Origin of the sequence: Streptomyces netropsis (assembly GCF_014203545.1) — a bacterium.
In the GTDB taxonomy this organism is placed as follows: Bacteria; Actinomycetota; Actinomycetes; order Streptomycetales; family Streptomycetaceae; genus Streptomyces; species Streptomyces netropsis.
The window spans coordinates 235,611-253,682 of sequence record NZ_JACHJG010000002.1; the positions used below are offsets into that span (position 1 = coordinate 235,611).

An 18,072-nucleotide genomic window follows, 5' to 3' on the forward strand; every position below is an offset into this window, starting at 1 on the left:
TTTCCTTCATGGATACGAATTCGATGAAATGTCGCGCCGCCCTTTGTACGGGGACGTGACCCAGCGACTCGTCGACATCTGCGAGGCCGCTCCCGGAAGCGTCGTCGTCGACGTCGGCTGCGGCTCCGGGCTCGCCACGCAATTGCTCCTCGAACGCTTCGCGCACGTGGGCTCCGTCGTGGGCGTCGACCCGTCGGAGCACGAACTCGCCATCGCCAGGAAAAGGCTCCGCGACCCCAAGGTCCGCTTTCTCACCGGGCGCGCCCAGGACGTCGAATCCCTTGTCGACCCGGTGGACGTCGCGGTGCTCAGCAATGTGATGCACCAAATCCCGGAGACCGAACGGGGCCCGGTGGTCGGCGGGTGCTACCGCATGCTCAAACCCGGTGGCCGGTGCGCCCTCAACACCTTGTTCTACGACGGTGCCGTGCTGCCCGGGACACGCCATTTCTATGCCCGTTGGCTTCAGGCCACGCGCGCCTGGCTGAGGAGCCGCGGCAGCGATCTGGTTCTCGAGCGCGACAAGCCGGTCGCGCTGGAGACGCTGACGCCGCGACAGCACGAGGAACTCTTCGAGCGGGCCGGATTCTCCGGGGTGAAGTCCGAGGAGGAGGCCTACGCGTGGACGCTGGAGGACTGGGACGCGCTGTGCGGCTACTCGGTGTTCATCGAAGGCGCCACCGGTCTCACGGACATGGCCCTCGGCTCCGAGGCGCTGAAGGCCGCCCTGCGCACGACCTTCCAGGACCTGGGGCTGACCGAAGTACCCCGGCGCTGGTTGTTCGTGAGCGGTGTCAAGTAGGAGGGGGGTACGGCCGGTGGGGGACGAAGCCACGGCGGTGGACCGCCCAGGGCGGCACCGTCAGGAAGGCCTGCCGCTGTCCTACGCGCAGCAGGGCATGTGGTTCCTGGAACGGCTCGCCGGCAGGACGCTGTACGCGGACCCGATGACGTTCCGTCTCGTCGGCGAGCTGGACACGGCCGCCCTGCACGGCAGCATCGAGGAACTCGTCCGCAGACACGAGGCACTGCGCACACGGTTCCCCGTGGTGGACGGCGGGCCCGTCCAGTACGTGTCCCAGGACGCCGCCGTGCCGCTGCCGCTGACCGACCTGACGGCCCTCGACCCGAAAGAGCGGGAGGCGGAAGCCGCCCGGTTCCTGGACGCGGACCTGGGCGAACCGTTCGACCTGGCCCACGGGCCGGTGATACGGGCCGCGCTGATCCGGCTCGCCCCGCGCGAGCACATCGTCCGGATCACCACCCACCATCTGGTGTCCGACGCCTGGTCCTGGTGGTCCGTGCTCTTCCGCGAGCTGGAGCGGCTCTACACCGCACGCGTCCACGGCCTGCCCTCGCCGCTCCCACCCGTCGAAACCCACTACGCCGCCTTCGTGCGATGGCAGCGCGACTGGCTCGAAGGCCCCGTGTACCCCGGACAACTCGCCTACTGGCGGAAGACATTGGCCGGTGTGGCACCGCTCCCCGAACTGTCCCTCGCCGAGCCGACGGCCGGCCGGTCCGAAGACTCCCCGGTGACCCGGTGGCTGACCTTCCCCCAACCCCTCTACGACCGTCTGCGGGAGATCAGCCGACGCGAGCACGTCACCCTCTACATGCTCCTGCTCACCGCCTTCAAGCAGGTGCTGCGCCGCTATGTGCCGGGCGACGACATCCTCGTCGCCACCCGGGGCGGATTCCGCAGCCGCGTCGAGTTCGAGCGGGCCGTCGGGTTCTTCGTCAACGTCCTTCCCCTCCGCACCCGCGTACCCGAGACCGCCGACTTCCGCGAACTGCTGCACGACGTGCGGCGCAACCTGATCGGGGTGTACGCCAACCGGGACGTCCCCTACGAGCGGCTGATGGCGGAGCTCGGCCTCAAGCGACGCGGTTTCAGGTCCGTGACCAACGTGTGCGTCTCCTTCCAGTCCACCCCCGAGGTGCCGCCCGCGCTCGAAGGCCTCGACGTCACGCTGATCAACCACCCCGACCCCTTCTCCGGATACGACCTCGACCTCGGCTTCTACGAAGAGGACGGAGCGTTGCGGGCACTGCTGACCCACCGCCGCGCCCAGTACGACGACGCGGCCGCCGCGCGCCTGCTCGACGACCTGCACCAGGCACTCCTGGCCGCGTCCCACGCACTTCGGCCCGCCGCCGTGGACGGCCCGCGAGCCCGACCGCCGTTCCAGGAGAAGGAGGACGTATGAGGGCCTTGCAGTGGCACGGGGCGTACCAGGTGAAGATCACCGACGAGGTCGCCACGCCCCGCGTCGAGGACCCCCGGGACGCCGTCGTCCGGGTGGTCAGGAGCGCGATCTGCGGCACCGATCTGCACCCCTACCGGGGCGAGATCGCGTCGTTCACGCCGGGCACGGTCACCGGACACGAGTTCACCGGCGTGATCGAGACCGTCGGGCCGGGGGTGCGCGACCTCGCCCCCGGCGACCGGGTCGTCGCCTCGGACATCATCGCGTGCGGGCACTGCGGCCCGTGCCGACGGGGATGGCACTACCAGTGCGACCGGGTGGGCCTCTTCGGCTACGACACCGTCGTCGGCACGACACCGTTCGCGGGCGGCCACGCCGAGTACGTGCGCGTGCCCTTCGCCGATGTGGTGCTGTTCCCCGTCCCCGACACCGTCTCCGACGAACAGGCCCTGCTCATCGGGGACGTCCTCGCCACCGGCTACGCCGGCGCGGTGGGCGGAGAGGTGCGCCCCGGGGACACCGTCGCCGTGGTGGGCTGCGGCCCCGTGGGCCTGCTGGCCATGCAGGCCGCCCGGGTCCTCGGCGCCGCCAGGGTGCTGGCCGTCGACCCGCTGGAGAGCCGGCGCGCCCTGGCCGCCCACCACGGCGCCCACCCGGTCCCCACCGGCGCGGACCTCCCCGAGCGGGTCCGGGACCTGACGGACGGGCGCGGCGCGGACGTCGTCCTGGAAGCCGTCGGCACCGACGCCGCCCTGCTGAGCGCGCTGGAGATCGTCCGGCCGAGGGGCGTGGTGTGCGCCGTGGGTTCCCACGCCTCCGAGGCGATGCCCATGCCCACGCGCCTGGCCTTCGCCAAGGAGATCACCCTGCGGTTCGCCGTCGGGGACCCGATCAGCGCGCGGGAACCCCTGATGAACCTGGTGTGCGGCGGCCGGATCGACCCCACCTTCGTCATCTCGCACCGGCTTCCGCTATCCGAAGCCGCCGAGGGGTTCCGGCTGTTCGACGCCGGTGAGGCGAGCAAGGTGGTGCTGATCCCGTGAGCACCCCCACCACAGCGCCGTCGGTGGTCGGGGGAGACCGGTTCGCCACCGCCGGTGTGCACCGGCTGATCGAGGAACAGGCACGCCGCACCCCGGACGCCGTCGCTGTGCTCTGCGGCGACCAGCGCCTCGGCTACGCGCAGCTGGACCTGCGGGCCGACCGGCTCGCCCGCCGACTGCGCCGCCACGGGGTGGGCCCGGAGGTCAGGGTGGGCATCCACCTGCCCCGTTCCGTCGAGTTGGCGGTGGCGGTCCTCGCCGTCCTCAAGGCAGGCGGCGTCTGTGTTCCGCTCGACCCCGGTTACCCCCGCGACCGGCTCGCCTTCATCCTGGACGACGTCGCCGCCCCGGTCCTGCTGACCCGGCACCCGGCCTCCGGGCCCGCCGCGGACTACTCCGGCACCCTCGTGCATCCGGAGGACGCTCCGGACGACGCCCCGGTGGACGAGCCGCAGCCTGCGGAAGGCCGCCCGCTCCACCCCGAGAACCTGGCCTGGGTGGCGTACACCTCCGGCTCGACCGGCAGGCCCAAGGGCGTCGGCCTCGCCCACGGCCCCCTGGCCAACCTCGCCCTGGAGGTCGGCCGACGGCTCGGACTGGGGCCGGGCGACCGCGTGTTGCAGTTCGCCTCCATCGGCTTCTCGGTGGCCGCTGAGGAGATCCTCTCGACCTGGGTCACCGGGGCCTGCCTGGTACTCGACCCCGAGGACTCCCTCGCCGACAGCGCCCGCCTGCGGGCCGTGGCCGAGCAGCAGGGCGTCACCGTCATGCAGCTCACCCCTGCCTACTGGTACGAGTGGTCGCGCGAGCTGGAACACGACGGGCTGCCACGGCCTCCCGCCTCGCTGCGCCTGCTGGTCGTGGGCAGCGAGGCGGTCGCCGTCGACAAGGTCGCGGCCTGGCTGCCCACCGGGGTGCGCCTGGTGCAGGAGTACGGCGCCACCGAGGGCACCGTCTCCCAGCTGCTGTACGAGGTCACCGGGCCGGCGGCCGAGGTGGGCACGTGGTCGCGCGTCCCCGTCGGGACGCCGCTGGGCGGTGTCCGGGTGCGCGTGCTCGACGAGCGGTTGCGCCCCGTGCCGGACGGGCGGCCCGGCGAGCTGTACCTCGCCGGCGACAGCGTCTCCCGCGGCTACCTGGGGCGGCCCGGGATGACGGCCGAGCGGTTCGTCGCCGACCCGTACGGCGACCGGCCGGGCAGCCGGATGTACCGCACCGGCGACCTCGCACGCCGTCGGCCCGACGGCAACCTCGAATTCCTCGGCCGGATCGACCACCAGATCAAGATCCGCGGCATCCGCGTCGAACCGGGCGAGGTCGAGTCGGTCATCAGGCGGTACCCGGGGGTGGCGGAGTGCGCGGTCCTGGCCCGGAAGAACGCCGCCGGGACCGACCAGCTGTGCGCCTGCGTGGTCTGGGAAGCAGGGCGGGACGACGCGGGCCTGCGCGCGCACCTCACCACCCAGCTCTCACCCGCGCTCGTCCCCTCCCGCGTCGTCCCCGTCGCCGGCCTCCCCCTCAACCCGAACGGCAAGGTGGACCGCCGAGCGCTCCGGGACCTGCCGCTCGACGCGGAGCCCGCAGCCCCGGGCGGCACCGGGCCCGGGCCGCGCACCCCGCTGGAAGCCGCCCTCGCCGGGATCTGGGCGATGACGCTCGGCCACTCCCACATCGGCGTCGAGGACGACTTCTTCGCACTCGGCGGCGACTCCCTGACGGCCACCCGGCTCGCGGCCCACCTGCGTGAGGCGCTCGCCGTCGACGTACGACAGCGGATGGTCTTCGAGGCACCGACCGTGAGCGCGCTCGCGGCACTGATCTCAGCGGAGCGGAGCGCGCCCGGCGAGGGTGCGCGGCAGACGCCGGAGCCGACGCGTGCCCCCGTGACGGCCTCCCAGCGCCGGATGTGGATCCTGCACAAGATGGCACCGTCCGGCGCCGCCTACAACGACCCGGTGGTCCTGCGGCTGGAGGGAGAGCTCGATCAGCGGGCCGTGCTGGGGGCGCTGCGGCGGATCGTACGGCGGCACGCGACGCTGCGCACCACCATAGGCAGCGAGGACGGGCGTCCCGTACAGCTCATCGCCCCGCCCGCCACCGCCGACGCGCTCACCCTCGACGTCACCGACCTCTCCGGCCACCCGGAGGGCGCACTGCGCCGCCGGGTCGCCGAACTGGCCGGTGCCCCCTTCGACCTCACCCGCGGCCCGCTGATCCGAGCGGCCTTGCTGCGTGCCGCACCCCACGACCACGTCCTGGTACTCGTCTTCCACCACATCGTCTTCGACGGCTGGTCGATGGACGTGTTGTTCCGCGAGCTCACGCAGCACTACCGGGAGGCCAGGACAGGGGTGCCGGCGCTGCTGCCGCCCCTGCCGACGCAGTACGCGGACCACGCCGTCAGACAGAGCCGACAGCACACAGGGCCGGCCATGGACCGGCAACTCGCCTATTGGAAGAACAAACTGGCAGGAGCTCCGTCCGTCACGAGGCTGCCCCCCGCCCGCGATGCCGCCGACGGCGGCCCCGTGGGTGCGACCGTCCGCCCCTTCTCCGTCCGGCCGGACGTGGCGGCGGCGCTGCGCGATCTGGCCGCGGCCGAACGCGTCACCCCGTTCATGGTGCTGCTCGCCGGGTTCCTGACGCTCGTCCACCGGGCCGGCGGCGCCCGCGACATGGTGGTCGGCACACTCCTGTCCGGCCGTGACCGCCCGGAGACCGCCGATCTGATCGGCCTGTTCACCCGCACCCTCGCCCTGCGCACCGAGCTTCCCGAGGGGACGACGTTCCGTCGCTTCCTGCCCAGGGTGAAGGAAACGGTCCAGGAGGCCATGGCCCATCAGGACGTTCCGTTCGACCGCGTCGTCGAGGAACTCCGCCCGCCCCGCGGCCGCCACAGCCCCGTGTTCCAGTTGATGTTCTCCTACGGCAGCACGACCGTCCGCAACCCCGACCTTCCCGGGCTGACCGTGACACCCCTGAAGACCGACACCCGATCCGCCAAGTTCGACGCCACCGTGATGCTGGAGGAAGGCGACGACGGCGGCTACGACGGCCTCTTCGAGTACGACCTCGCGCTCTACGACGAAACCACCGCGCGGCGCCTCACCGATGCGTTCTCAGCTTTGCTGGAATCTGTGGCGAAGGATCCCGACCTGCTCGTGTGAAGGTGCACCTCCGCTGCGCGGCGGTGTCCTCAATCGCCGGACGGGCTGACCAGCCCGTCCGGCGATTGAGGAGGCCCTACGCCGTAGGGGGAGAGACGTTGCGGACCGCGATCCTGGTGTACTCCAACAGGCCCCAGTAGCCGTACTCGACCCCCGTGCCCGAGCAGCCGACCCCGCCGAAGGGAGCGTCGTGACGGAGTTCACCGTGGGTGTTGAGCCAGACGGTGCCGCACCGCAGGGCGTCGGCCGTGGTGGTGAGCTCCTCACCGGCCCCCCATACGGAGGCCCCGAGGCCATAGGGCGTCGCGTTGGCGCGCTCCACGGCCTGTGGCACCTCGTCGTAGGCGATGACCGGGATCACCGGGCCGAACTGCTCCTCCACCTCCAGCCGGCCGCCCTCGGGCAGGTCGGTGATCACGGTCGGCGGGTAGAAGTGGCCTTCTCCTTCCGGGCACTTGCCACGGGCGGTCACCCGCGCACCCGCGGCCACCGCCTCCTCCACCATGGCCGCGACGGTGTCCCGCTGCGCACGGGAGACCAGCGGCCCCAGCTCCGTGCCGGCGTCGAGCCCGGGGCCCACGACCGCCGAGGAGGCGAGCTCGCCGAGTGCGTCCAGAAGCTGATCCCGGAGCGCGCGCGGCACATAGACGCGTTTGACGGCGGCGCAGAACTGGCCGTTGTTCACCAGCGCGGCACGGAAGAGGGGGCCGGCCACGGCGTCGATGTCGGTGCCGGGCAGGACGATCGCCGGGTCGTTGCCGCCGAGTTCGAGGACGACGGGTGTGAAGGTCTCGGCGGCCTGCCGGGCGATGGCCCGGCCGGTGGCGGGGGAGCCGGTGAACGAGATCATCCCGACGCCCGGCCGGGCCGTGAGCGCCGCACCGAGGGAGGCGTCCCCGGAGACGACGTTCAGCACCCCGGCGGGCAGCACCTCCCGGAGCAGCTCCCCGATCCGCAGGGCGGTCAACGGTGTTTCGGGGGAGGGCTTGAGGACCACGGTGTTGCCTGCCAGCAGGGCCGGCGCGATTTTGCAGACACTGAGGATGACGGGAAAGTTGGAGGGGGAGATGGCTGCCACGACCCCGTGCGGCTTGCGCGTGAGGGTGACCTCGGTGCCCTGGTCATCGGTGAACGTCTCTACGGGAAGGGCCAGTTCGGCGGTGTGGCGGAACCAGTCGACGGCCCGCCGTACCTCGGCCCGGGCATCCCGCAGCGGCTTGCCCTGCTCCCGGGTGAGCAGGAGGGCCAACTCCTCGGTGTGCGGGGACAGGGCGTCCCCGCAGGCGAGCAGGTGCTCGCGCCGGTCGCTCTCCGGCCGGGCGGCCCAGGAGGGGAAGGCCGTGCCGCACGCGTTCACGGCCCGCCCGAGCAGGTAGGGAGTGCACCGTGGAGCGTGCGCGAAGGGCCGGGCGAGCGCCGGATCCTCCACGGGCAGCCCCGGCGGCTCCCCTTCGACTGCCTGACCGTCGACGGTCATCGTGACGGTCGGCCTGACGTTTCCCATCGGGCACTCCTCCAGGTCGGTTCGGGCCGTCGGCGGATGGTGCGCACGCAGTACGGCCCGGGCATAGGGGTGGGTACGGAACATGGGCGCACGGGAAATAGGAAGGCGATATCGCGCGGGGCCTGTCGCTCCGGCGAGAGGCCCGTCGTCGGCCGGATGGGTTCGCGGCTCGGATCGTTCCGGCAAGCGCCCTTCAAGAAGAGTAATACACGTCAACGGTGGGCAGCAGTAGGGAAGTTGGGTTCGGGATCGCGATAGTGGTTCGCCGCAGAAGATGGTTGCGGCAATGATCCTGATGTGGTTTCATCAACTATTGGTACGCGTTCATGGCAACAGCCACCCCCGCCGGGGTCGATGGCCATCGGAGCCCGAAAAGGGCAAGCCGTGAGCGAAAAGGAAATCAGTCAAGCGCGCACATTCCATTTGGGGGATCTGTGGCGGACGATTCAACGTTCCGGAATACCGTAACTTCTACTGTTTCAACGGACGTAGCACCATCGGCAGAGCCACCCGCCGCCGCGGTGGCGAGGACGGTCCGCAGGATCTGGGCCGATGTCCTGGAAGTGGACATCGCATCGATCGACCTTCACCACAGCGATTTCTTCGAACTCGGCGGCTACTCTCTTCTCGCGCTGCAGTCCATCGGCAGACTCCTCGCGGAGTACGGCGTCGACGAGGTCGCGTCCGTGGAGCTCGAGGGCGCACTGCTCAACAGGCTGTTCGAGGACGCGACGCCCATGGCCCAGGCGGAGTGCCTGGTGGCCGGCGGCCACGGCGGTGCGGCGCCGGGCGGTGATGCCGGGCCCTGAGCGTCGCCCGTCACGGGGCCGACAGGTCGCGGACCTGCCGGTCGTACTCCTCCAGCACCTGACGCAGCTGCGCGAGGGCTTCGGCGGGCAGCTCCGGCGGTTCGGACTCCGTGACGTAACGGGCGGCCGCGGCCAGGGCCGCCAGTTCGTACGCGTGGAACGTACCCCGGAGCACCGTCGGGCGGACTCTCTCCAGTTCCATCGATCAGCCCTGGGACCGCACGTAGTCGACGACCTGCGCCATCTCGGCGGCGAAGGCGTCGTAGTCCTCCTGCATGCCGTTGATGTACGCGCTCCAGCCCAGGCTCGCCTTCGCGTAGTGCACGGCTTCCTGGATCTCCTCGTCCGTGGCGCCGAAGAGCTTCGCGGCCTCGGTGTGGAACAGGCTGCAGTAGCGGCACTTGGTCTCGGAGTGCAGACCGACGCCGATCAGTTCCTTGTACTTGTTGGGTATGAGCGTCTCACCGAGCTCGATCCTCTTGAAGATCTCCCACTCGGGTGCGAGCAGCTCGGTCGGGATGGTGGAGAAGAAGTGCGGGACGAGGCCCAAGGTCTGCTTGATGTCGGCTTCGATCTCGCCGCGGTTGACTGTGGCAGCCATGACGGCTCCCTCCTTGCGGGAGGCGCCGCGTGTCTGCCCGGGGCCCGTTCGTGCTGATCACGAGCTGGAGAGGCACCGAGACCTGTCAGGGTGCGAACGTGGCGAACTCTGCGACACTCGCGGCCCTCACCTTCAACTCAAACACGGCGAGGCCGGGCTGTCACGGCGACCATGGGGCCCGCGGGAACGTACCGTAGGCGATCGCTGCCAGTGGGTCACCGGAGCGAGGCGGGTCTCGTCGGATCGATGGGCGCGCGTGCGCGGGCCAGAGCGGTCGGGGCCTTCCCTTTCGGGCAGACGGCGCTGCCCTTTCCCGGCGGAGGCCGGGCCTGGACGCCCGTGGCGCCCGCCCACGAGGCTGGAGGACTCGAGGGGAGCCATGAATGCACGCACACGAGCACGGCAGCGAGCACGAGCACGACGAGACGGCGAAGCCCGGGAAGGCGGCGGACGCGCAGGCCCCCGCCGATCTCTCCCGGCTGTACGAGGCGGCTGCCTCGGGGCGTACGGACGTGGTCGGCCGGTCCGGGATGGGCGCCTTGCAACGGGCCGTGGGCAACGGCGCCGTGCGGTCGATGCTCCAACGGGAGACACCGGAGGACGCCCCGCCGCGCTCCTCGGTCCACGAGGTGATCGCCTCGGGCGGCGGGCGTTCCCTGGAGCCGGAGACCCGCTCCGACATGGAGGCCAGGCTGGGTGCGGACTTCTCCGACGTACGGGTGCACACGGGCTCCGCGGCGCACGAGTCGGCGCGGGACGTCGGCGCCCGCGCGTACACGGTGGGCAACGACGTCGTGTTCCAGCGCGATGCGTACGACCCGTCCTCACACGCGGGCCGGACCACGCTCGCCCATGAACTCACCCACGTCATCCAGCAGCGCAGCGGCCCGGTGGAGGGCACCGAGGCGCCGGGCGGGATCCGGGTGAGCGACCCCGGCGACCGCTTCGAGCAGGAGGCCACGGCCAACGCCGAGCGGGTCATGTCGCAGCCCTCCCCGGCCGCGCCGCCGCCCCCCGTACCGGCGCCCGCCCCCACGGCCGCCGCGCCACCGGTGCAACGGCAGACCGAGGACGAGGACGAGGAGCCGGCCGACGTCCAAGGGTCGTTCGTGCAGCGGGCCACGGAGGGCGGCGGCGAGGAGGAAGAGGAGGCGCCGCCGGAGTAGCAGGCGCTGGGGGCCCGGTTGCCCAAGGCCCGTGTGCTCAGCCGTTGCCGGCCTTCTCCGCCCGCAGCGAGCCGCCGAGGAACATCGACTCGGAGCACTGCGACGGAGTCGGTGCCTTGACGGGTCTGCCCACCTCACGGCAGCTGACCGACAGGGTGACCCTGCCGCCGGCGGGGACCTCGATCGGGGTCACGAAGTGGTAGTCGGAATCACGGAAGTTCTCCAGCGCGAGATTGAAGTGCTGCTCGTCCTGGATCGACACGACCAGCGTGCCCGCGTCACCTTGCGGGTTCTGCAGCACGATGTCCGTCAGCTCGAACGTCTTCCCCTCGGGGACCACGAGCGCGGACGCGCTCTGCGCCCCGCCGCCGACGGAGTCCCGTACCTCCACCCGGGCGCTCTTGGGGGCCGCGGGCCCGCCCGGCTCGCCGGGTTTCGGCGTCGCACCCGCCGAGGGGCCGGGCGTGGCCCGGGAGCCGGACGATCCTGATGTTCCGGCCGTGTCGCCGCCGTTGGCACCGCCCGGTGCGTTCGGGCCGCCCGACGGCTGCCCTTCCGCGCCCGCGGTCCCGCCCCCCTTGGGTCTGTTGTTCACGGCCCTCTCGACCGCGTCGGGTGTGATCGCCTCCCGCGCGGCCGACCGCACGGTGGGGCGGAGCACCGCGAACCAGAGCCCCACCAGCACGCCCACCAGCAGGGCCGCCACGATCAGCGCGCGGGGCAGCCAGCCCGGCAGGATGGCCTGCTGCTCGTACGAGCCGTCCAGCACCTCCGGCGCGTGCGGCCGCCCCTCCACCGGCTTCGGCGCCACCACGGCCTGGAACGGATGGGTGACCGGCGCTCCGCGCCACAGGCGCCCCGCCGGGCGGACCTTGAGCTTCGCGAACTTGGCCTGACCGGGCGGGATGGTGAACTCGGCGGGCTCGAAGACCAACCGGGCCCGCTCGGTGCCTCCTTGGGAGGTGAGCAGCACCGTCACGGGGGTGTTGCCCCGGCTGTCCACCGCGACCTTGTGCCGTCCGCGCCAGGCGCTGTGCGAGGTGCGCGGTACCAGCTCGGAGGCGATCTCGGTGAACGGCAGTACCGTCACGACGCTCTCGGGCACCACGGTGCCGCTCGTGTCGCCGGTGGGTACGACACGCAGGCCGAGCGGGGTCTCACCGGGGACGACGTCGGGGTCGCGCGGTGGCCGGAGCCTCAGGGTCGCGGAGCCGGACGCGCCCGGGTAGAGGGACAGGCTCTCCGGCTCGACGGTGGTCCAGCCGGCGCACGGCCCGACCACCTCGAACCGGAATTCCTCGACGGTGGTGCCCGAATTGAGCACCCGCACGGGAAGTTCGGCCTCGCCACCGGGCTCCACGGTGACCGAAGACTCGTCCAGGCTCGCCGAAACACTCATGGCGCGCACGCTACGGTCCGCTACCACGGCGAGGCAGCGGCCGCACAGGAACACTTTCGGGCACATCGAGGTTCGCCCTGAGACATCGTCAGTTTCCCGGGTGAATACTGAGCCTGCCGGGAAATGAGGGGGTGAGGAGAGCTGCGGGTGCCCGCACGTGACAGGCGCACGACAGATGCATTCGACAAGCATCACATCGGTGGCTCGGCAAGGACCGGTGGCTCGGCAAGGGAGGAACGATGTGAACCAGACAACCGCGGACCGCATCATGGTCGACCTCAGAGCACAGGACCCCATCTCGCAGGCCGGAGTGGCGAGCCAACTGCGCGCCCGCCCCGAAGTGCGGCTCGTCGACCGGGGCGGCACGGACGACGCCCAGGTCGTGGTGATGGTCGTGGACGTCGTCGACGAGGTGGCACTGCGCGTGCTGCGCCAGATCCAGCGGACCAGCACCGCGCGGGGAGTGCTGGTCACCACACAGATCGACGAGCAGCAACTGGTGAGCGCGGCGGAATGCGGCTTCGTCGGCGTCGTCCGGCGCGCCGAAGCCACTCCGGAACGGCTGGTCCAGGTGATAGGGGCCGTGGCGCGGGGAGAGGGGTACGTCCCGGCCGATCTGCTGGGCAGCCTGCTGGAGCAGGTCGGCCGTCTGCAGGGCGAGGTGCTCGGGCCGCGCGGCATCAACTTCAACGGCCTGTCCGCCCGTGAGATCGAGGTGTTGCGGCTGGTCGCCGAGGGATACGACACCGCCGACATCGCCCTGAAGCTCGCCTACTCGGAACGGACCATCAAGAACGTGCTCCACGCGGTGATGACCCGGCTGAACCTCCGCAACCGCTCGCACGCCGTCGCCTACGCGCTCCGTCAAGGGCTGATCTGAACGACGCGTGACGCGGCCGTGCCCCTTCGGGCACGGCCGCGCACCCGATGGGTTGGCTCGCACTCCGCTGTGGGTGCGGGCCCGCGCGCGCGAGGGTGGGGCGGCCGGGGCGTGGCCCGAGGCACCGATCGTGAACGGGGTGTGGTGTGCGCAGGGTTCAGCGATGGCCGGTGCGGTGGACGGCCTCCGGCACGGACTTCGGCAGGCGCTCCTGGGCGCGCGTCAAGGCTTCTCGTATCGGCCCGGTGACGGTCGTGCTGGCCTTGCTGGTCGGCGTCGTACCCGGCGCGGCCGGCGGGCGGAGCTCCCCGGACTGGTGGACGGTCCGGCCCGACACCGTCGCGACGACCCTCGCCCCGGGCACGTCCTTCCAGGTGGACAAGCAGGTGAGGACACCGGTCGTGCCACCGAGGCCGGACGTGGTGCTGCTGGTGGACGGCACCATCAGCATGGCGGAGACCATCGGGAAGCTGAGGACGGAACTCGGCACCATCACCAAGACCGTACGGGACGAACAGCCGGACTCCTGGTTCGCCGTGGCCAAGTACGGCGATGTCACCGATGGGGAGAAGGCGTTCACCGTTCTGCAAGGACTGACGGACAACCTGAAGGACGTCCAGGAGAAAGGCGTCGACCAGCTCAAGGCGGATCTCGGTGGCAGCAGCCCGCCCGTCGAGGACTGGATCAACGCACTGTGGCAGATCGCCCAGGGGGGAGGCGGGAAGACGGCGTTCCGGGAGGGTTCGAGCCCGGTCGTCGTCCTGATCGGTGACGCCTCCAGCCACGACCCCAGCCTCGGCCACACCCTCGACGACGCCATCGGCGCCCTGACGGGCAGGAAGGCCCGCGTGGTCGCCGTCGACATCGACACCCCCGTCGGGGACGGCCTCGACGGCGACGGGAGGCCGAAGGAGCCCCACGAGCCGAACCAGGGCAGCAAGGTCGCGAACGGCACCGGAGGCACGATCCTGAAGGGCGTCGACCCCAAGCGGGTGGCCGACAAGATCGTCGAAGGCCTGACCAATTTGCCCACGACCGTCAGTCACCGGACGACCGGTTGCGACCCGGCCCTCACCGTCGCCCTGGAGCCGGCGACGCAGAAGGTGACCAGCGGCGCCACCGTCGAATTCAAGGAGACCATCACCGCGGCGAGCGACGCCCCTCAGGGGCAGACTCTGCAGTGCACCGTGCAGTTCCTGATGGACGGCAAGGTGCCGGGAGGGAACACGCGGATGAGGGACGGGGCCGTCCCCGAACCCGTCCCCGACTACCACGAGCGGATCAGCGTCGCCGTGCGCGATGTCGAGGCTCCGCGGGTCACGGTGGACGATCGCACGGTCGAGGCGACGGGCAAGGACGGCGTGAAGATCGACTACGTCGCGACCGCCAACGACGCGGTGGACGGCGACGTGCCGGTCACCTGCACGCCCGCACCGGGTTCGCTCTTCCCGATGGGTACCACCCACGTCACCTGCACGGCCACCGACTCCGCGGGCAACAAGGGAACCGACACGGCCACCTTCATCGTCAACGACGCGTCGGCCCCGCAGGTGACGGTGGACGACCGCATGGTCGAGGCGACGGGCAAGGACGGTGCGAAGGTCGACTACGTCGCGACCGCCAAGGACGCGGTGGACGGCGATCTGCCGGTCACCTGCGTACCCGCGTCGGGGTCGCTCTTCCCGCTGGGGACCACCGAGGTGAGGTGTACCGCCACGGACTCCGCAGGCAACCGAGGCACCGACACGGCCACCTTCACCGTGCTCCCGGCCCCCATCCCGGTCGAGGCGGACATCGCGGTGACCGCGAACGTGACGCCCGTACCCAACTACGTCGGGAGAACCACCGAGGCGCGCTTCACCCTCACCAATGCCGGCCCGAGGGTGGCGGAAGGCGTCGTGCTCGCGGCGGAGTGGCCGGGTGTGACCGAGGCGAGCAAGCGTGCGGTGGGCCGGCTCTCGGCCTGCGGCCGGGACAACCCGTGCAGCATCCCGGTCGGCGGCCGGCTCACGGTGACCCAACCGGCGGTGTACTCGGTGCCGGTCAGCGGCGACGTTCGAGCCTACGTACGCGGCGCGCTGCGCGACCCGGGACAAGGCAACAACACCGCCGTCGCCCGGATCCGTGTCCTGCAGCCGAAGCTCACGATCACACCGGAGGTCGGGCCGCCCGGACAGGTGGTGCAGGCGCGCGGCAGGGACTTCCCGCCCGGTTCGACAGTGCGGCTCACCTGGAAGCCGGGGATCACCGCGGCCCGGTCGGTGGTGCGGGTCGGGCGCGACGGATCGTTCGAGGCCCAGGTGCTGGTGCTGCGCAAGGACCGGCTCGGACCACGTGAACTCCACGCAGAAGTAAGGGGATTGGACCGGCTCCAGCGACCCTTCCTGGTCGTGCAACGCAATCTGAACCCACCGGACTTCGCGGGCCGCAGTTGAAACGGCAGGGGATACGCCATTGATTCACGAGGTTGACGAGTCCCTGCGCACGTTGCTCCGGGACGATGCCTTGGAGGGCGCCCAGATCGTGGTGGCTTTCGACGCGCCCACGCGTGACTGGGCGGCCAAGGTCAACGCGCCGACGGTCAATCTGTACCTGTACGACATCCGGGAGGACACGCGGCGCCGGGAACGCGGGCTGCACAACGCGTACGACGAGGCCGGTGTCGTCGTGGCCCGCCGTCGGCCGCCGCGCTACTTCAAGCTCTCGTATCTGATCACCGCGTGGACGAAACGCCCGGAGGACGAACACCGGCTGCTCTCCTCCCTGCTCGCCTGTCTGCTGCGGTACGAGGCCCTGCCCGCCGATCGGCTCACCGGCTCCCTGGCCGAGATCGGCGTGGCGGTCCCCATGACCATCGCACTGCCCCCGCCGGAGGACCGGTCGTTCGCGGACGTGTGGAGTGCGCTCGGCGGTGAACTCAAACCGTCGCTCGACCTGGTGGTGAGCGTGCCGGTGACGGCGTCGCCGGTGTACGAGGCGGGGCCGCCGGTCGGTGAGGAGGGGGTGCGGCTCGGCTTCTCCGGCATCCCGCCCGAGCGGCCGTCCGAGGCGGAGGGCACCTATCGGAAGACGCCGGACGGTCGACGGCTGCCGGTCTACGGCACCCGGCCGGGCGCACCGGCGGCGGGGATCGCATCCCGGGTGGCGGAGGGCAGGGGCAGGGAGGAAAGGCCGGAATGAGCGAGGACCAGAGCCTGAGCCACCTCCTGAGCCGCGCGGTCATGGTCGAGCAGCGCGTGCGACGGGCGGTGGAGGCGAGGCAGGAGACGGACCCGGACCCGGACGACGCGTTCCGCGGGCTGTACTTGAGCGACGAGAGGGTGCGGCGGCTGCTGGACGAGGGCAGGCGGATCGTGGTGCCGGAGTTCATGACGGAGTCTGCCGAGTCGGTCGGACCGACGCGGCTGGGCGCGCTCATGAACGAGTTCGACCTGACCGAGCTGGACACGGAGATCCTGCTCATCGCCCTGGTACCGGACCTGGACGACCGTTTCGAGGCCCTCTACGGCTACTTGAACGACGACGTGACGCGACGCCGTCCCTCGGTGGGGCTGGCCCTCGGCCTGTGCGGACTGTCCCCCGCCGACGCGGCCGCGCGGGCGCGGCTGGGCCCGTCGGCGGCGCTGCGCACGGGTGGGCTGTTGCTGGTGGAGGAGGGGGACCGCCCCTTCCTGGGACGGGAGTTACGTGTACCGGACCGGGTGACGTCCCACCTGCTCGGCGACGACACCCCGGCTCCACGGATCGCCGATCTGCTCGCTCCGTGGCACGACGTGCCCGGGGTGGGCGACCCCGGACCACTGGCTCGCGGCTTGGACGGCGGCATCCATCTTGCGTACCTGCGGGAGGAACAGGGCGGAGCGGGCGCGGCCCTGGCGGCGTCCGCGCTGACCCGTTCGGGCCACGGGACACTGGGGGTGGACCTCGAACGCCTGGCCGCGGACCCGAACCCGGCGGAAGCGGTACGCGTCCTGGCCCGCGAGGCCCGCCTCACGGGTGCGGGCCTGGTGTGCGGGCCGATCGACGCCCTGGCCCGGGAGAAGGCGGACGTGATCCGCCTGGTCGCGGACGCGCCGCTCCCGGTGATCCTGGTGGGGCGCGCTCCGTGGGACGCGACGTGGTCGACCCGGCCACCGCTGTTGCTGCACGCACCGAGGGTGGAACCGGCGGCGAGGGCTGCCTTGTGGACGAAGGCGTATGCCTCGGCCATCCCGTTTGACTTAGACATCACCCGGGTCCTGTCCCCGTTTCTCCTGTCCCCGGACCAGATCGCTCGCGCGGCCCGGAGCGCGGCGCAGGCATCCGTACTGGACGGAGGCCCCCTCGGCGCGGACCACGTCCGCGCCGGCGCCCGCGGCCAGAACGCGGCAGGCTTGGACCGCCTGGCCCGCCGCATCGAACCAACAGTCGGCTGGCCGGACCTGGTCCTCCCACCGGACTCCCTCACCCAACTACGGGAACTGACGGCCCGGGCCCGCCACCGTGACCGGGTGCTGGGGGAGTGGGGCATGCGCCCCGGGGGCGGGCGGGGGCGCGGGGTGACGGCGCTGTTCGCCGGGGACTCGGGTACGGGGAAGACGATGTCGGCGGAGGTGATCGCGGCGGACCTGGGGCTGGACCTCTACACGGTGGATCTGTCGACGGTCATCGACAAGTACGTCGGCGAGACGGAGAAGAACCTCGAACGCATCTTCTCGGAGGCGGCGGGGATCAACGGCGTGCTGCTCTTCGACGAGGCCGACGCGATCTTCGGCAAACGGTCGGAGGTGAAGGACGCGCACGACCGTTACGCGAACGTCGAGAGCGCGTATCTGCTGCAACGCATGGAATCGTTCGACGGCCTGGCCATCCTGGCGACCAACCTACGGGCCAACCTGGACGACGCCTTCACGCGCCGCCTGGACCTGGTGATCGACTTCCCGGTACCGGACGCGGAGCAGCGCCTGCTGCTGTGGGAACGCTGCCTGGGCCGGGTGCTGCCGCGCTCGGCGGGTCTGGACCTGAAGTTCTGCGCGGAGTCGTTCGAGCTGGCGGGTGGCAACATCCGGTCGGTGGCGGTGACGGCGGCGTACCTGGCGGCGGAGTCGGGGGAGCCGGTGACGATGCCGGACCTGATCCGGGGGGTGCAGCGGGAGTACCAGAAGCTGGGGCGCTTGACGCTGGTCTCGGAGTTCGGGCCGTACATGCGGCTGCTCACGGGCTGATGGCCCCGCTGACCCGCGGGCGGACCTTGGCGTCTACGCGACGACCACCCGGCTCCCATTGAAGTTCGCCACGATCTCCAGGCTGCCTC

General features: G+C 71.3%; 14 protein-coding genes. 10 read left to right on the forward strand and 4 right to left on the reverse strand.

What is annotated here, in order from left to right; genetic code table 11:
• Positions 1–28 precede the first annotated feature (28 nt).
• From FHS38_RS05900 to FHS38_RS05915, 4 genes are read left to right on the forward strand one after another with little or no spacing between them, the layout of a single operon-like run.
• Positions 29–802 (forward strand): class I SAM-dependent methyltransferase, encoded by a 774-nt coding sequence (locus FHS38_RS05900; protein WP_260420629.1) that lies wholly within the window; start codon positions 29–31, stop codon positions 800–802.
• A gap of 16 nt (positions 803–818) precedes the next feature.
• Positions 819–2,210 carry a condensation domain-containing protein gene (locus FHS38_RS05905; protein WP_184731490.1) on the forward strand — a complete coding sequence of 464 codons (1,392 nt, stop codon included), beginning with the start codon at positions 819–821 and terminating at the stop codon, positions 2,208–2,210.
• Positions 2,207–3,253, forward strand: coding sequence for an alcohol dehydrogenase family protein (locus FHS38_RS05910; RefSeq protein WP_184731492.1), 1,047 nt, complete (start codon positions 2,207–2,209; stop codon positions 3,251–3,253). Before FHS38_RS05905 ends, FHS38_RS05910 begins: the two co-directional genes overlap by 4 nt.
• The gene (locus tag FHS38_RS05915; protein ID WP_184731494.1) at positions 3,250–6,420 is read left to right on the forward strand and encodes a non-ribosomal peptide synthetase; all 3,171 of its coding nucleotides are present in this window, start codon (positions 3,250–3,252) and stop codon (positions 6,418–6,420) included. Before FHS38_RS05910 ends, FHS38_RS05915 begins: the two co-directional genes overlap by 4 nt.
• Positions 6,421–6,496: 76 nt before the next feature.
• Here the strand turns inward: FHS38_RS05915 and FHS38_RS05920 are convergent, their stop codons facing one another.
• On the reverse strand, positions 6,497–7,924 hold the full coding sequence (locus FHS38_RS05920) for an aldehyde dehydrogenase family protein (RefSeq protein ID WP_229822523.1): 1,428 nt from the start codon (positions 7,922–7,924) through the stop codon (positions 6,497–6,499).
• A 326-nt stretch (positions 7,925–8,250) separates the two neighbouring features.
• Between FHS38_RS05920 and FHS38_RS35095 the strand changes: the two genes are divergently transcribed.
• A complete protein-coding gene (locus FHS38_RS35095; protein WP_260420608.1) occupies positions 8,251–8,733 on the forward strand; it encodes an acyl carrier protein in 483 nt (160 codons plus the stop codon).
• Positions 8,734–8,743: 10 nt separating this feature from the next.
• On the opposite strand, the gene FHS38_RS05930 is transcribed toward FHS38_RS35095, so the two are convergent.
• Positions 8,744–8,935, reverse strand: coding sequence for a hypothetical protein (locus tag FHS38_RS05930; RefSeq protein ID WP_130880988.1), 192 nt, complete (start codon positions 8,933–8,935; stop codon positions 8,744–8,746).
• Between the two features lie 3 nt (positions 8,936–8,938).
• A complete protein-coding gene (locus tag FHS38_RS05935) occupies positions 8,939–9,334 on the reverse strand; it encodes a carboxymuconolactone decarboxylase family protein (protein WP_184731498.1) in 396 nt (131 codons plus the stop codon).
• A gap of 383 nt (positions 9,335–9,717) precedes the next feature.
• On the opposite strand from FHS38_RS05935, the gene FHS38_RS05940 reads away from it, so the two are divergent.
• A complete protein-coding gene (locus FHS38_RS05940) occupies positions 9,718–10,500 on the forward strand; it encodes an eCIS core domain-containing protein (RefSeq protein ID WP_184731500.1) in 783 nt (260 codons plus the stop codon).
• 37 nt (positions 10,501–10,537) lie between these two features.
• Here FHS38_RS05940 and FHS38_RS05945 read toward each other — a convergent pair whose 3' ends face one another.
• Positions 10,538–11,899: a COG1470 family protein gene (locus FHS38_RS05945; protein WP_184731502.1), complete on the reverse strand. Its 1,362-nt coding sequence runs from the start codon at positions 11,897–11,899 to the stop codon at positions 10,538–10,540.
• Between the two features lie 268 nt (positions 11,900–12,167).
• On the opposite strand from FHS38_RS05945, the gene FHS38_RS05950 reads away from it, so the two are divergent.
• From FHS38_RS05950 to FHS38_RS05965, 4 genes are all read left to right on the forward strand, one after another.
• A complete protein-coding gene (locus FHS38_RS05950) occupies positions 12,168–12,779 on the forward strand; it encodes a helix-turn-helix transcriptional regulator (protein ID WP_184732201.1) in 612 nt (203 codons plus the stop codon).
• 146 nt (positions 12,780–12,925) lie between these two features.
• Positions 12,926–15,214, forward strand: coding sequence for an HYR domain-containing protein (locus FHS38_RS35990; RefSeq protein ID WP_229822525.1), 2,289 nt, complete (start codon positions 12,926–12,928; stop codon positions 15,212–15,214).
• Positions 15,215–15,233: 19 nt separating this feature from the next.
• Positions 15,234–15,959, forward strand: coding sequence for a Pvc16 family protein (locus tag FHS38_RS05960; protein ID WP_184731504.1), 726 nt, complete (start codon positions 15,234–15,236; stop codon positions 15,957–15,959).
• Positions 15,956–17,983 (forward strand): ATP-binding protein, encoded by a 2,028-nt coding sequence (locus tag FHS38_RS05965; RefSeq protein WP_184731506.1) that lies wholly within the window; start codon positions 15,956–15,958, stop codon positions 17,981–17,983. Before FHS38_RS05960 ends, FHS38_RS05965 begins: the two co-directional genes overlap by 4 nt.
• The last annotated feature ends 89 nt before the right edge of the window (positions 17,984–18,072 follow it).

What these genes read in the sequence shown, in the direction of transcription:
- FHS38_RS05950 (WP_184732201.1), top strand. Translation starts at nt 12,168, where the DNA reads ATGGTCGACCTCAGAGCACAGGACCCCATCTCGCAGGCCGGAGTGGCG.
- FHS38_RS05920 (WP_229822523.1), bottom strand. Translation starts at nt 7,924, where the DNA reads ATGGGAAACGTCAGGCCGACCGTCACGATGACCGTCGACGGTCAGGCA.
- FHS38_RS05945 (WP_184731502.1), bottom strand. Translation starts at nt 11,899, where the DNA reads ATGAGTGTTTCGGCGAGCCTGGACGAGTCTTCGGTCACCGTGGAGCCC.
- FHS38_RS05930 (WP_130880988.1), bottom strand. Translation starts at nt 8,935, where the DNA reads ATGGAACTGGAGAGAGTCCGCCCGACGGTGCTCCGGGGTACGTTCCAC.
- FHS38_RS05910 (WP_184731492.1), top strand. Translation starts at nt 2,207, where the DNA reads ATGAGGGCCTTGCAGTGGCACGGGGCGTACCAGGTGAAGATCACCGAC.
- FHS38_RS05935 (WP_184731498.1), bottom strand. Translation starts at nt 9,334, where the DNA reads ATGGCTGCCACAGTCAACCGCGGCGAGATCGAAGCCGACATCAAGCAG.
- FHS38_RS05965 (WP_184731506.1), top strand. Translation starts at nt 15,956, where the DNA reads ATGAGCGAGGACCAGAGCCTGAGCCACCTCCTGAGCCGCGCGGTCATG.
- FHS38_RS05940 (WP_184731500.1), top strand. Translation starts at nt 9,718, where the DNA reads ATGCACGCACACGAGCACGGCAGCGAGCACGAGCACGACGAGACGGCG.
- FHS38_RS35095 (WP_260420608.1), top strand. Translation starts at nt 8,251, where the DNA reads ATGGCAACAGCCACCCCCGCCGGGGTCGATGGCCATCGGAGCCCGAAA.
- FHS38_RS05900 (WP_260420629.1), top strand. Translation starts at nt 29, where the DNA reads ATGTCGCGCCGCCCTTTGTACGGGGACGTGACCCAGCGACTCGTCGAC.